Annotated in this window: 15 protein-coding genes; 5 read left to right on the top strand and 10 right to left on the bottom strand. The window is 66.4% G+C overall.

The genetic code is table 11. From position 1 onward, the window contains the following. The first annotated feature begins 141 nt into the window (after window positions 1–141). The 3 genes from WDJ57_RS17275 (at window position 142) to surE (ending at window position 2,297) form a co-directional block, all read left to right on the top strand. On the top strand, window positions 142–711 hold the full coding sequence (locus WDJ57_RS17275; RefSeq protein ID WP_338902164.1) for a DUF7437 domain-containing protein: 570 nt from the start codon (window positions 142–144) through the stop codon (window positions 709–711). A gap of 1 nt (window position 712) precedes the next feature. Continuing rightward, complete coding sequence (locus WDJ57_RS17280; protein WP_338902165.1) at window positions 713–1,240, top strand: hypothetical protein; 528 nt, start codon at window positions 713–715, stop codon at window positions 1,238–1,240. A gap of 175 nt (window positions 1,241–1,415) precedes the next feature. Continuing rightward, window positions 1,416–2,297, top strand: coding sequence for a 5'/3'-nucleotidase SurE (surE, locus tag WDJ57_RS17285; protein ID WP_338902166.1), 882 nt, complete (start codon window positions 1,416–1,418; stop codon window positions 2,295–2,297). Here the strand turns inward: surE and WDJ57_RS17290 are convergent, their stop codons facing one another. The 4 genes from WDJ57_RS17290 to WDJ57_RS17305 form a co-directional block, all read right to left on the bottom strand. After that, window positions 2,298–3,704 carry a signal recognition particle protein Srp54 gene (locus WDJ57_RS17290; protein WP_338902167.1) on the bottom strand — a complete coding sequence of 469 codons (1,407 nt, stop codon included), beginning with the start codon at window positions 3,702–3,704 and terminating at the stop codon, window positions 2,298–2,300. A gap of 344 nt (window positions 3,705–4,048) precedes the next feature. Next, window positions 4,049–5,746, bottom strand: coding sequence for a Coenzyme F420 hydrogenase/dehydrogenase, beta subunit C-terminal domain (locus WDJ57_RS17295; RefSeq protein ID WP_338902168.1), 1,698 nt, complete (start codon window positions 5,744–5,746; stop codon window positions 4,049–4,051). Further along, complete coding sequence (locus tag WDJ57_RS17300) at window positions 5,736–7,562, bottom strand: nitrite/sulfite reductase (RefSeq protein WP_338902169.1); 1,827 nt, start codon at window positions 7,560–7,562, stop codon at window positions 5,736–5,738. Before WDJ57_RS17300 ends, WDJ57_RS17295 begins: the two co-directional genes overlap by 11 nt. 283 nt (window positions 7,563–7,845) lie before the next feature. Then, entirely contained in the window at window positions 7,846–8,649 is an 804-nt protein-coding gene (locus WDJ57_RS17305) for a helix-turn-helix transcriptional regulator (protein WP_338902170.1), read from the bottom strand. Between the two features lie 216 nt (window positions 8,650–8,865). Between WDJ57_RS17305 and WDJ57_RS17310 the strand changes: the two genes are divergently transcribed. Next, a complete protein-coding gene (locus WDJ57_RS17310) occupies window positions 8,866–9,819 on the top strand; it encodes an AEC family transporter (protein WP_338902171.1) in 954 nt (317 codons plus the stop codon). Window positions 9,820–9,834: 15 nt separating this feature from the next. Here WDJ57_RS17310 and ftsY read toward each other — a convergent pair whose 3' ends face one another. The 6 genes from ftsY to WDJ57_RS17340 all read right to left on the bottom strand — a co-directional run bounded on the left by ftsY (window position 9,835) and on the right by WDJ57_RS17340 (window position 13,038). Then, window positions 9,835–11,121: a signal recognition particle-docking protein FtsY gene (ftsY, locus tag WDJ57_RS17315; protein ID WP_338902172.1), complete on the bottom strand. Its 1,287-nt coding sequence runs from the start codon at window positions 11,119–11,121 to the stop codon at window positions 9,835–9,837. Between the two features lie 3 nt (window positions 11,122–11,124). After that, the gene (gene pfdA, locus WDJ57_RS17320; RefSeq protein WP_338902173.1) at window positions 11,125–11,574 is read right to left on the bottom strand and encodes a prefoldin subunit alpha; all 450 of its coding nucleotides are present in this window, start codon (window positions 11,572–11,574) and stop codon (window positions 11,125–11,127) included. Further along, on the bottom strand, window positions 11,571–11,744 hold the full coding sequence (gene rpl18a, locus WDJ57_RS17325) for a 50S ribosomal protein L18Ae (protein ID WP_338902174.1): 174 nt from the start codon (window positions 11,742–11,744) through the stop codon (window positions 11,571–11,573). The genes pfdA and rpl18a overlap by 4 nt, the downstream gene beginning before the upstream one ends. A gap of 201 nt (window positions 11,745–11,945) precedes the next feature. Further along, on the bottom strand, window positions 11,946–12,608 hold the full coding sequence (locus WDJ57_RS17330; protein ID WP_338902176.1) for a translation initiation factor IF-6: 663 nt from the start codon (window positions 12,606–12,608) through the stop codon (window positions 11,946–11,948). Between the two features lie 2 nt (window positions 12,609–12,610). Further along, window positions 12,611–12,889, bottom strand: coding sequence for a 50S ribosomal protein L31e (locus tag WDJ57_RS17335; protein WP_338902177.1), 279 nt, complete (start codon window positions 12,887–12,889; stop codon window positions 12,611–12,613). Next, window positions 12,886–13,038 carry a 50S ribosomal protein L39e gene (locus tag WDJ57_RS17340; RefSeq protein ID WP_338902178.1) on the bottom strand — a complete coding sequence of 51 codons (153 nt, stop codon included), beginning with the start codon at window positions 13,036–13,038 and terminating at the stop codon, window positions 12,886–12,888. Before WDJ57_RS17340 ends, WDJ57_RS17335 begins: the two co-directional genes overlap by 4 nt. 183 nt (window positions 13,039–13,221) lie before the next feature. On the opposite strand from WDJ57_RS17340, the gene WDJ57_RS17345 reads away from it, so the two are divergent. Beyond that, on the top strand, window positions 13,222–13,719 hold the full coding sequence (locus WDJ57_RS17345) for a twin-arginine translocation signal domain-containing protein (RefSeq protein WP_338902179.1): 498 nt from the start codon (window positions 13,222–13,224) through the stop codon (window positions 13,717–13,719).

Genomic DNA, 13,719 nt, shown 5'->3' on the forward strand with positions numbered 1-13,719 from the left:
ACCGAGAGGTCACACCGGTCAAGATTTTCCCCGGTCAAGACTGCTGCACCAGCCGATGCGCTCGCGACCTGTCCTGTCACCCGTCGAGCGTTCGGAGCCCGACCACGAGATTTATACAGAATACATGTATTATGTACGAGTATGGGAACCTCGCCGGTTTCAGCCGACGGTGCCGACGCCGGGCCGGAAGAGGCATACTCGGGCCTGCTCGCGTACGCGGAGTTACTCACCAATCCGGAACTCGCTCGCCTGTACGCAGAAATCTTGCAACGCGGGCCTGTGACCGTCGAGACACTCAAAGAAGAACTGGACGTCCCACACTCGACTGCGTACAAATACGTGGGTCGGTTAGAGGAGATGGGAGTCCTCGACCGGGACGACGATACCACCCCCGCAACGGTGACGGTCGAGCCGGTGCGCCTCGTGCTGGAAACCGGCGAGGGCGAAATTGCCGCGACGCCGGTTTTCATCATCGCCATCGGAGAGCAAACTGACAACGACGATATCGCGGTGTTCGTCGACCGCCACGGCGTCGCGAAACTCGGTGCTGCACTTCACTACACGTTCCGGGTGCGAGCAGGCGAACTGACACAGCGAACTGCCGCATCTCGCCTCGACGTTCACCCCGTCGAGGCGATGACCGTCTTCGACGCGCTTCTGGAGGTCATCGAGAGCGCTGTAGAGTACGACCCGTATCTGTCCGAGAAGTAGAATGACCGGCGCCCCAATTCCGCCAGGGAGCGTCGTCGTGATAGACACCAGTGTTGTCATCGCCATCGGCAGCCCAGCCAACGAAAAGTACCGCGCTCTCGAACAGTACGTGACGCGACACGACGTCACCGTCCGGGTTCCAGACTACGTTGCGTCGGAACTGGGGGAGTCGCCAGACGCCTACCAGTACCAGCACGAGAGTCTCCGAGCCGCGCGAGACGCTGGCTGGGTCCACCCAGTTTCGGCGAAATTCGATGCCCCCGCCGTGTCCACAGTTATCGACAGGACCCGTGAGCGCATGGCCGCTCTCTCTGCTGACGACGTCACCGAAGACGAAATCGAAAAGACCAATGCCGTGCTCGCTGGGGTCGCCTATCAACTCGCACAGAACGACCAGTCCATCGGCGTCCTGGTCAGTGATAGTCTCGCCGAACAGGCAATTGCTGACGTGTTATCCGCAGAAGGGTGCGAGGCGAGTGTCGTGGAGGGTCGGGAATTCGTGACCTCGCTCGTCGAGAGCGAACTGTAGACTGCGCTCGTCTGCCGGTTTCGAACGGTTTCGACGGCACGCAGGACGCAATTGTTCGTCGAATCGCGGGAAACGCAAGACCTCGGGAATTATTCTACGCCACCGTCCCGCTGTCTGGTTTCACCGCCCACGGCGGTTCCAAAACCGTTTCACCTGCCGAGTGGCAACGGCGGCTATGAGCCGCCCGACGATTCTGCTGACGAACGACGACGGTATCGACGCCGCCGGCCTGGTTCGCCTCTACGAGGAACTGACTGCAATCGGGGACGTGACTGTCGTCGCCCCCGCGGAGAATCAGAGCGGCGTCGGTCGCACGCGTTCCCACGCCGCCGTCCGCCGCGACCACCCGTGGGGCTACACCCTCTCCGGCACCCCCGCCGACTGCGTCGCCTACGCCCTCCGCGGGCTCGACACCGACTTCGACCTGGTGGTCTCGGGCTGTAACCACGGTCCCAACGCCGGCAACTACGTCACCGGCCGCTCGGGCACCGTCGGTGCCGGCATCGAAGCCGCCTTCCTCGGGACGCCGGCCGTCGCAGTCTCTGCTTACCACCACGAGGACTTCTTCCCGGAACCGGCCAGTGCCTACGACTTCGGCCGGCCGGCGCGGGTGACCGTCGACATCTGCCGGCGTGCGGAGGTCGCCGGCCTGTTCTCCGAGGGGACGCTGCTGAACGTGAACGTCCCGCTGGACGTGGCCGACCCCACGATGCGCCGGACCCGCCCGCTGCCCGACTACGACCTCGATGTCGAGGAAGACGCCGACCCCGACGACATCGACGCCATCGAGGCCATCGGCCGCGACGGCGAGGTCGACGGCGACGACGACGGCACGATAATCCGGATGCGCGACGAGGTGTGGCCGGGGGCCGTCGGCTTCGAGAACCCGTTTCCGCCGACCGAGGAACACCGCCGGCGCTACCCCCGCGGGACGGACCGGCGCGCGCTGGTCGACGGCGAAATAAGCGTCTCGCCGCTCTCGATAGAACACGGCGACCACGAGACCGAGGACCTGGCAGCACTCGTCGACGCCTACAACGAGGAAAAACTGGCGTAATCAGCCGAAGGGGCCGCCACCGCCGCCCATCCCGCCCATGCCGCCGGGGCCGCCCGGACCGCCGCCGCCCTGCATCTGCTTCATCATCCGCTCCATGTCGGCGTCGCCCATGCCCTGGAACTGCTTGAGCGTCTGCTCCATCATCTTGTGCTGCTGGAGCAGTTCGCGGATGCGCTCCTCGGGCTTGCCCGACCCGCGTGCGATGCGCTCGATGCGGCTCTGGCCGATCTGCCGGGGGTTCTCCAGTTCGTCCTCGGTCATCGAGTCCATCACCACGTCGAAGTCGCGCATGCGCTCCTCGGTGACGTCCATCGCGTCGTCCGGAAGCTGGTCTTTCAGGCCGCCGCCCATGCCGGGAATCATGTCCATCACCTGGTCGAGCGGGCCCATCCGGTTCATCGCGTCCATCTGCTTGCGCATGTCCTTGAGGGTGAACTGCCCCTCCAGGATGTCCTCGGGCTCCCAGTCCTCGTCCTCCTCCTGGGCCTCGACCATCGCGCGCTCGACGCGCTCGGTGAGCTGTTCCAGGTCGCCCATGCCGAGCAGCCGCGAGACGAAGCCGCTGGCCTCGAAGCGCTCGATGTCCTTGACCGTCTCGCCGGTCCCCAGGAAGGCGATGGTCGAGTCCGTCTCGTTGACCGCCGCCAGCGCACCGCCACCTTTCGCCGTCCCGTCCAGTTTGGTGATGATGACGCCGTCGATGCCGATGGAGTCCTCGAACTCCTGGGCCTGGTCCTTCGCGGACTGGCCCATCGCCGCGTCCAGCACGAGCAGGTTCCGGTCGGGATTAACGACCGATTCAATCTCCTCTATCTGGTCGATAAGTTCCCGGTTCAGGCCGTCCCGACCCGCGGTGTCCACGATGCGGACGTCGGCGTCGGCCGTTGCCTCCAGTCCTTCCTCGGCGATTTTCACCGGGTCGTCGGCGTCGGGGTCGCCGTAGAAGTCGACTTCGGCGTTGCCGGCCATCTGCTTGGCCTGGTCGTAGGCGCCCGGCCGGTCGGTGTCGGTCTGGATGATGGCGGGGCGCAGTCCCTTCTTCGAGAACCACCAGGCCATCTTGGCGGCGGTGGTGGTCTTCCCCGACCCGTAGAGGCCGGCGAGCATGATGGTCTGCCCTTCGAGTGGGAGTTCGGTCGACTCCCCGAGCAGTGCCACCAGTTCCTCGTAGACGATGCGCAGCACCCAGTCCCGTGGCGAGGTCCCCGCGGGCGGGTCCTCGTCCAGCGCCCTGGACTTGATACTGTCCGAGAGCTGCTGGACGAGGGAGATGTCGACGTCGGCCTGGATGAGAGAGCGCTGTATCTCCTTGACGACCTCGTCGACGTCCTCCTCGGAGATACGGGACTTCCCGCGGAGGTTGTCGAGCGTGCTCCGCAGGGAACTCCCGAGATTGTCGAGTACCATTGGCGAGACGTACGACGGGACGGCGTTAAAGGCTTTTTCTCGCTGCTGTCGATAAAGTGGGGTCGCTTGGGGGGTGAACGACAGCGACGGCGACCCCGCACAGCGGGTGGGGAACGCCCTCCGGGCACGACGCCGGACGGCGACGGCCGCGTGTTGCGACGGACGTGAGTGATGCCGGTGCCGTCACACCTGCCGGGTGCCACCCAGGCGCAACGAATGCCTACACCACATTAGTTATAAACTGCATATTACATTCAGGAAGCCCCTCAATTTTCGGAAAGCAACCCGTGTGTCCGCGTAAGTGGGTGTTTCTCACGGGGCGTTCGAGCGGACCGACGCGGCGCTCAGTGGTCAGCGTCGTGGGGGTTCAGGACCGTGCCGTAGTTCTCGGCGTGGTCCTCGTAGTCGATGAACCGGGGGGCGTCGGGGTCGAACGGCCGTTCGAGTGATTCGAACGCCTTCTTCTTATCCCATCCCTGAAGTTTCCCGACGGCTGATTTGTCCTCCAGGTCGTGGTAATCGAGGTCTGCCTTCGTGAGATTCCACGCCTTCAGTCCCTGCTCGGTCCGGACGATGACTGAGGAGTACTCGTCGGAGGAACCGACCGACCCGACAGTGAGGTCTGCACAGAACCCAGTGAAGTCCGCACACTCGTTACAGCCCTTCAGCGCCGCGTCGTGGAAGTTCTCGATGTCCTCCTCCAGGATGCGGTTGCCCGCCCTGTCGTCGACCATCAGCTTGCCGTGGAGCACGTCCATCTTGCCCACCTCGTCGATGTCGATGTCTCGCTTTTCCTGCAGTTCCTCGCCGATGAGCGACTTGTAGTTGAAGTTCTTCGTACACATCAGTGCGATGGTATACTCGATGGCACGCACCCCCTCCTCCTGGGAGCCGTACTCCCAGTCGAAATCCTGTAAGGCACGGATACCCTCGATCTCACACGGGGTTCCCACGAGGGCAAGAGAGATGTCCTCCCAGTCCTTCTCGAATTTGTCCTCCCACTTCGAGAAGTCGAGGTGGCCAAGCGCCATCGTCTGGTTGTAGATGGTGCCCGTGTTCTCGACGAGTTCCTCGACGGAGGTGGCGATGAAGCCCTCGGCCTTCCAGGGGTCCTCGTCGGACTCGGTTGCGATGAGCGCGCCGTCTATCTCGCCGGCGTCGAGCAAGTGGGCCAGCACGCCGGTCACGACGCCGCCGTCCTGGGAGCCCTCGCGCCAGTCCTCCTCGACGCGGGCGGAGAACTCCGTGATGGGGTCGCCGGCACCCTTGACGTTGTCCTCGCCGCCGGTGATGACCCACTGGCGCTCGTAGCGCATCCCGCCGCGGGGACAGAAGTCCCAGCACAGCGAACAGCCGGTGCACATCTTGACGAGTTCCGGCAGGCCGTCGTCGCCGATGCCGATGGAGTCCGACGGGCAGGCGGCGACACAGGTCCCACACTGGATACAGCGGCCGTCGTCGATGACCGCCTCGTCCAGTTCCATGAACCACGTCTTCTCGTCGGGCGTCTCGATGTCGTTCATCTCCGACCGGATGGAGTACGTCGGCGTGTCCAGGTCGACGCCCTCCGGGACGCCGACGCGCTCGTCCGGTCGCTCGGCGTCGTCGCGGCCCTCGCCGGGCAACGGCTGGCTGACGCCTTCCTCGGGTTCGGTGAACTCCAGGTCCCGCAGTTCGCCGTCCTCGGTGACGTTGGTCGGTGTCTCGCCGACTGCCTCCGCGCCGGCACCGTCCGCGACGGCTCGCCCCGCGCTCCCGCAGGTGCACTGTCCGTCGCTGCACCCGTCGTCGGCGACGGGGACGCCGCCGTCCGAGGCCGGTTCGCCGGCGCGCTCGCCGTCGGGAATGGACTCCGTCTGCTCGGTCGTCCTGTCCCTGCTCCCCTGCGAAATCGGCGGGACGCTCGTCCCGTCGCTTCCCGACTCGGGGACGCCCGGGAGTGGCTCCGATGTCTCCGTCTCGGCAGGCTGTTCGCCGACTGCGGGGTCGGCGGCCAGTCCGGGTGCGTCCTCGACCAGTTCGGGTTCCTCGTCAGTCGCCATGGGCGACACCCCCGGAGACGTTGGCGTCGGCCTGTTGCATCAGCGTCCGGAGCCGGCTGTTGTCGACGCGGCGGCACCACTCGTAGAACCGCTCGCCCTCCGCGCGTTCGTCGGCGTAGGCGTCGAACAGTTGTTCCAGCGCCGGAATCACGGCGTGAGCGGGGACGGCGCTCTCCACCCAGTCGAGGAACTCGTTGTCGGTGCCCAGCGCGCCGCCGAGCCCGAAGTCCATGCCCTCGACGAGGTTCTCGTAGTCGCTCGCCTCGGCATCGTCGGGGATGTCCTCCGCTCGCGGCTCGTCGCCGTCGTCGTGCGGCGTCGCCGCTCGACTGTCCGCGGAGCCTTGCTCCGCGCTACTCGCGCTATCCGAGGTGCTCCGCACCTCGCTGTTCCCCTCGTCGTCCACTTGCACCGTCTCGCCGCGGAAGCCGATGTCGGCAATCTGGGGCTGGGCGCACGAGGCCGAGCAGCCGGACATGTGCATCCGCACCACGTCCAGGTCGTCGGGGGTGTCGATGCGGTCGTCGAGTTCGCGCGCCCACCGCTTGACGCGGTTTTTCGTCTCGATGATGCCGTAGTTGCAAAACTCCGACCCGGTGCAGCCGACCGCGCCCCGCGAGAACGGGCCGGGGTCGGGCTGGTAGTCCGCGGCGAAGTCCTCGGCGAGCAGGTCGTCGACGTTCTCCTCGGGAATGTGGGTGATCAGGAAGTTCTGGTCGGTCGCAAGCCGGATGCTCGCGTCCTCGGTGCCGTACTTACGCGCTGCGCGGGCCGCCTCGGCGAACTCGTCGCCGCCCATCCGGCCCGTGATGACGTTGAAGCCGACGTACGTCAGGCCGTCCTCTCTCATGTCGTGGACGCCGACGTGGTCGCCGGTGTACCCCTCGGTGAGGTCGACGCCGCGGGTCGGGAAGTCGATGCGGGTCCGGTCGCGGACGGCCTCCTCGAACTTCTCGGCCCCCATCTGTTCGACGAGGTAGCGCATCCGGCAGACGCCGCGGTTGTTGCGGTCGCCCAGTTCCTTGAACGTCTGGGCGACGGCGCGGCAGAACTCCACGGCGTCCTCCGGTGGGATGAAGACGTCCAGCGGCGAGGCCATCCGCGGGCCGTCGGAGAGGCCGCCGCCGACCTTCGCGTGGAAGCCGTACTTCCAGCTTCCGTCCAGTTCCTTCTTCGCGGGCGTCAGCCCGATGTCGTTGATCTGGGACTGGCCACAGTCGTGCTTGCAGCCGCTGATAGTCATCTTGAACTTCCGCGGGAGGTTGCCGTACTCGCGGTTGTTCGTGAAGAAGTCGGAGACGGCGTCGATGACCGGCTGCGCGTCGAAGCACTCGTGGTCGTCGAGGCCGGCGGCGGGGCAGCCGAGCACGTTGCGCGCGCCGTCGCCACAGCCGCCGATTGTCGTCAGGCCGACCTCGTCGTAGCGGTCCCAGATTTCGGGGACGTCCTCGATCTCGATCCAGTGTTTCTGGATGTCCTGGCGGGTCGTGATGTCGAGGTACGCGTCGCCCCACAGTTCGTTCTGCTCCTCGCCGCCGTACTCCTCGGGCGCGGTGGCGTACTCCGTGGCGACGTCACCGATGACCTCGGCCTGCTCGGGCGTCAGATACCCGCCCGGCACCTTCGTGCGCATCATGATGTAGCCGCGCTGGACGCCGTGGGTGTACATACCGGTCCACTTCATGCGCTCCCAGACGCCCTCGCCTTCGCGTTCCTCTATCTCGTCGAACGAGAGTCCTTCCTCCGCGAACTCCTCCACCAGCTCGATCATCTCCAGCGGGTGTTTCTCCTGTTTCCATTCTTCGACTGTATTCATTGTAGCCTCCGTATCTCCGGCAGTGCTGGGGACGCCTGCCGCTCTTGTCACTCACTGACGCCGGACTCCCTTTACCGTCCTCAATACGGTGAAAACCGCCCCACTTCGCCTCTGCCGGGGGATGTTGCCGATTCTTTCGGCTGCTCACACTGTGGGACACTGGCTGGCGCGGGACCGCAGTCCGGTGGTTTCCCCCGTCAGGTACCACCCCCTGGACACGTTCGCGTCGGCGGTAGCGGAAAGAGTCTCCGGTATGCTCAACGGGCGCGGCTGGCCGTGCCGGTCAGCCGTCGAGGTCGGCCGTCGTCACCGGCCGGCCACCCTGCCAGTACCGCTCGTGGATGCGCTCGGCCCACTCCCTGACCGCGGGGTCGGCCGTGTCCAGCGACGCCCGGACGATGCCCTCGTCGTTGCGAAGGAGGAGGTGCGTCCGGTCGTCGGTGACCTCCACGGCCACCGGTATCTCGTCGGCGGAGACGCGTATCTCGGCGTCCTCCGCGGCGAGGATGTCCGCGAGCACGTCCCGGAGTTCCGGCGTAGCCGCGATCGCGTCGATGGCCTCCTCGCCGAAGACGCCACGCGTCGTCAGGTCGCCGTCGACGGTCCGGTCGTGGATGAGCCGGAGCTTCTGTTCGTTGAACGCGTGCGAGAGTAGCAGTGCGTGGTCGGTCTCGCGCAGGAGTTCGAGCATCCGCTGGATGGGCGCGTTCGGCCGCGTCTGCGTCGGCGTCGTGATGGTCGCCCCGCTGAAGCGGGTGAGGTCGACGTCTATCGACTCGGTCGGGAGCCACTCGATGACCTCGCGAAGCTCCGTCTCGGTCGCCAGCCGGTCCCGGAGGTCGGTCATGCCCGTCGCGACCAGCCGGCCGGTCGCCGTCGCCCGGTAGTCGTCGCCGTCGCCCTTCTCGACCCACTTCCGCTCGGAGAGGTCGCGCAGAATCCGACCCAGCGTCGGCTGGGAGACGTCTACCGCTGCCGCCAGTTCCCGTCGGGTGTGGGGTCCTTCGGCGAGGGCCGCAAGCACCTCGATGCGGTTCGGCGACCGCGCGAGAAACTCTATCTCCGACAGGGGGTCCGACTCGGCCATATCCCGCTTTCATCGGGCGCGGTCAAGTCGGTTTCGCCTGCCGAAAGGGTTTCACGCCGCGTATGCGTTCCCCCCGCCGACCGACTTTCGTGCAGTGAAAAATTTATTGAAATAATATTAGTGGGTGTGGGTCCTGTAGTGGTGTATGAGCCAACACAACTGCCGCGGGTCCGACGGAGCGTCGTCGTCCCGGCGGTCGCAGGAGGAATCGAGTCGATGGGACTGACGACAGCATTCACGTCGGCCGTGGGGCCGATTCTCGGTATCGCGGTCGTGGGCTACCTGCTCGCGATGCTGACCGACCTCGACGTCGAGCCGCTGAACACTGCCGGGCTGTACGTCCTGCTGCCGGCGCTTGCCTTCCACAGCATCGTCACGACGACGCTGGGCGGCGGCGCGGTGGCGAAACTCGCCCTCGGCGTCGTCGCCTACGCCGTCGTGATGATCGCCGTCGCGTGGGGCGTCGGCAAACTCGTCGGCGAGTCCGGCGCGCTGCTGGGCGCGCTGATGCTGGCCGCGGCCTTCCCGAACTCCGGGTTCGTCGGCATCCCGCTGTCGGAGTTCGCCTTCGGGTCGGTCGGCCGGACCACCGCAGTCCTGTACCTGACCGTCCAGAGCCTGGTCGTCTACACGCTGGGCGTCTACATCGCCTCCAGCGGTGCCGACCGCGGCTTCACGGACGCCCTCGTCGAAATCTTCCGGCTGCCGCTCATCTACGCGGTCATGGCCGGCGTCGCCATCCGCGCCCTGGGCGTCGCGCCCGGTGCCGACTCGGCACTCATGGAGACCGCGGGCCTCGTCGGCAACGCCTCGATTCCGGTCATGCTGCTCGTGCTGGGCATCCAGCTCCACGAGACCGACGTGACCGCCGTCACGCGGTCGGTCGCCCCCGCCGCGCTGAAGATTGCGGCCGCGCCCGTCATCGCCATCGCAATCGCGCTGGCGCTTGGCTTCGCCGACCCCACGGTCGCGAAGGTGTTCGTCCTCGAATCGGCCGCGCCCGCAGCGGTCACGCCGCTGGCGCTGACTATCGAGTACGCCGAGGACGTCACGCCCGGCGAGATATCTGCCCCGGAGTACCTCAGCACGACCATCTTCGTCACCACCATCGCGAGCATCGGCGCGCTGACGGTGCTGGTCGCAGCGCTGCAGGCCGGCTTCGTCCTCTAAAAAAGCGACTGTTCTCTACTCTTCGCCCAGGAGCGCGTCGACGATGCGCTCCGGGTCGAACCGTTCGAGGTCGTCGTAGTCCTGGCCGGTGCCGAGGAACAGAATCGGCTTGCCGGTGACGTGTGCGATGGAGATGGCCGCGCCGCCCTGCTGGTCGGCGTCGGCCTTCGTCAGGATGGTACCGTCGATGGCGGCGGCGTCGTTGAACTCCCGCGCGCGGTTGACGGCGTCCTGTCCCGCGACGGCCTCGTCGACGAACAGGGTCATGTCAGGGTCGATGACGCGGTCGATTTTCGAGAGCTGGTCCATCAGGCCGTCGCTGGTGTGCAACCGCCCGGCGGTGTCGCCCAGCACCACGTCCACGTCGTTGGCCTCGGCGTACTCGACGGCGTCGTAGATGACTGCCGCCGGGTCCGAGCCCTGCTCGTGGGAGATAATCTTCGTGCCGAGGTTGTCGGCGTGCTGTTCGAGCTGTTCGTTCGCGCCGGCGCGGTAGGTGTCGCCGTTTGCCAGCACCGACGAGTAGCCCCGGTCTTCGAGGTACTGCGAGAGCTTGGCGATGCTCGTCGTCTTCCCGACGCCGTTGACGCCGGTGAAGATGATGGTGACGGGCTTGTCGCCCGCGGCGATGCGCTCCTCGAAGTCGAACTGCCCGACGCTGATGACGTCGTACAGCGCCTCCCGGAGCGCGTCCTGCACCATGCTGCCCGTACTCGACAGCCGCCGGCGGGTCTCCCCGACGAGGTTCTCCTCCACGCCGTCGAGAATCTCGTGGGTGACACTCATCTCCACGTCGCTGCCCAGCAACGCGAACTCCAGGTCGTCGAGGTGTGACTGGAGGTCGTCCTCGTCGATGACCGTCTTGCCTGTCGCGAACAGTTTCGCGCGCTCGGTCAGGCTCCGGTCCTCCTCGTCGTCCTCGGTCTCGTCGTCTGTGGCTGCCTCGTCGGCCGCGCTCTCTCCCGCCGGTTCGGCCTGCTCGGCGGTCTCAGCACTGTCCACGTCGGCTTCCGACGCGTCCACCGTCTCGGGGTCGACCTTCTCGGGTTCGACCTCCTCGGCTTCGACCTCCTCGGCTTCGACCGCCTCGGGTTCGTCCGCGACGGGTTCGGCCGTCGCGTCCGGTGCAGACGCCTCTGCCGTGGCGGTCGCTTCCGGTCGTTTGTCTCCGGGAGTCGCTTCGTCTGCAGCTTCGTCGACGTCTTCGGCTTCGACGTCTTCGGCTTCGGCCTCCTCGACGTCGGCGTCTTCTTCGACGTCGCTGGTGAAGCTGTTGAGCTTGTCCTTCAGTCCGTCGAACATCGCCTACTCGTCTTGTTGCTGCTGTTGCTGCATCTGCTGGAGCTGCTGGGCCTGCATCTCCTGGGCGCGTTCCTCCAGCTTCTCGCTCTCGGTCTCCAGTTCGGCGATGTCCGACCGGATGTCCTCGATGCGGTCGTCGAGCGTCTCCTGCTTGGTCTCCAGGGTCTCGATGGACCCGTCCTGGTCGCGCTCCGCGGCGTAGCCGCCGCCGAGGCTCACGACGACCTCGTCGATGTCGGCGATTTCGGCGCGGACGTAGGCGTCGCCGCCGACCGGCACCTGCACCGTCGAGCCAGATTCGAGGCCCTCGATGGCGTCGATGGCCTCGTTGATCTCCTGTTTCTCGTCCTGCAGCCGCTCGATTTCGCCTTCGAGGGCTTCCTGCTGCTCTTCGATCTCTTCGAGTTGCTGTGCGAGCTCCTGCAGCTGGGGATTCCCACCGCCCATGCTCATGCTCCGACCTCCTCGATTTCGACCTGCGTGCGCTTCAGGCCGTGCTTCGAGCCGAACTCGGCGTAGGTGTGCTCCCGTGCCACGTCCTCGTTCTCGGCTTCGATCTCCTTCTCGAAGGTCTGCCAGCCGTCGCGGGCTTGCCACCGACCGCTGACCGTGAATTTACTCATGTTCACCGGTGGGGGACCACGCCGGAAGAATCTTCCTATACTCGCAGTTCCCTGTTGCTTCAGGACACCGTCGGGTTGGGGCTGGCAGGCGACAGCACTCGGCGGGGCCGCTCCGGCACGCGTGCTGTCGCACACCCGCTTGTCGCGTGCCGGTCGCCGTCAGGTCACGTGCGGGGGTGGCCCCGCGATGGGACAAAAAGCCTAGGCGTAGCCGAGCGCGGAGTCGATGCGGCCCAGTTCGGGGCCGCTGGTTTCATCGCCGACGATGTAGCCGGTGTCGTTGGCGATGAGGCCCGACCCGACCAGCGGTGCGCCGTAGTTGATGGTCCCGATGTCGGCCGGGACCCCCAGAATCTCTTCGAGTCGGTCGAGTTCCGCGTCGGTGGATTTGGGGTGACAGAGCACGCCCCTGTTGGTCGCGACGGCTGCAGTCCCGACGGTCTGGACGCCGGCGAGGTCGCCGCGTTCGACCGGCACGTCGAGGCCGTCCTCGACGGCCTGGACGGCCTTTCGGGGCAGGTCCGGGTGGACGTACGCGCCGGTGTCGTTGGCGAGCACGACGTTCCCGGCGGCGTTGATGCGCCCCGGGAGTTCGGTGATGGGGACGTCCACGACGCGCCCGATGCGCTCGCGCTCGCGGTCGGTGATGCGTGCGCTCACGAGGAGGCCGTGGCTGTTGCCGACGGCCAGCGCACCGACGGTGCCGGAGCCGCCGACGTTCGTGGGGACGACCGGTACGTCGAGCTCTTCGCCGCAGGCGTCGCGGACCGATTCGTCGATGTCGGGGCGGACGAGCAGACACCCGTCGGTCGCCCGTGCGAACACCCCGACGTAGGACGAACCGGAGAAGGCCGCGCGAAGCAACGTTACTCGGCCGGCTCTGCTTCGACGATGCTCTCGCCCTCTTCCTCGAAGCGGGCTGCCCGCACGCGAAGCTTGCTCGGTGGGTTGGTGCGGCCGTGTGACCAGATGGCCTCGTTGACGGAGGGGTCCAGGCGGACTGCGTCCTCTTCGACCGAGAAGTGCCGTGCGAGGTGCTCCCGGACGAGTCGCATTGCGACATCGGCGGCCTGCGTGTTCGAGGACTGCTTGGCGTCGCGCAGCGGAACGGTGACGACCCGCTCCTCGAAGTCTCCGGCGCTCATTCGTCCGTGTCACTCCGGCGCCACTGTCGGCGCTTGGGGTTTCGCTGCACGTCCCGGTCGGTCTTGAGGATGACCCACGCCGGCACGCGGCTGTTCTGTCGCTCCAGTTTGCCCAGCCGCTTCTTCTTGGCCTTCGATTTCTTACCCATGGTGTGCACGTCTTTCCCGTCGGCGCTTAAATGTGTGTTCCTTTTACCGGAGCGGCCCGCCGTCCCCGGATGCGACCGACCTGCGGTCCCGCCGCGTGACTGCCCGGTGCGTGCCACAATCCGATTATCACGCCTGAGATTTTTGCCGACGGGAACTAAACCACCGACTCCGTACCCCCGCGTATGGACCGTCGGTCGTTCCTGTCGGCAGCCGCCGGTGTCGTGGCGGCGACGAGTGGCTGTATCGGCGATGGACGGGTGGTACTCGACCGTCAGAAGTCGGTCACCATCCAGCCGGGGATGGGGTGGTGGGCGAAACTCCCCGACGTCGGCGGCAACGGTGCCCTCTCCTTCACCGTCCGCGCCGAACAGCCCTTCGACGTCTACTACTTCACCGGTGCGGACTCGTTCGGGCACTACGAGACGTACGTGACAGGGGGCGACCCCCCACGGATGCCCCCGGGACACCGGACGCTCAGCCAGGCGGCCGTCGAGCGCGACGGCGAGTTCGGCGTCCAGGTCCCCCGCGACGGCGGGCGAGAGAGCATCGACACGGAGGGCGAGCACTACTTCGCCGTCGACCACTCCAACTACGGCGCGGGCGTCCCCGTCGAGCAGTACGGCGACCCGCTGCAGGCCTTCGTCGATCTGAAGGTCATCGAGGAGCAGTCGCCGCTCTGA

This window comes from Salinibaculum sp. SYNS191 (genome assembly GCF_037338445.1).
In the GTDB taxonomy this organism is placed as follows: domain Archaea; phylum Halobacteriota; class Halobacteria; order Halobacteriales; family Haloarculaceae; genus Salinibaculum; species Salinibaculum marinum.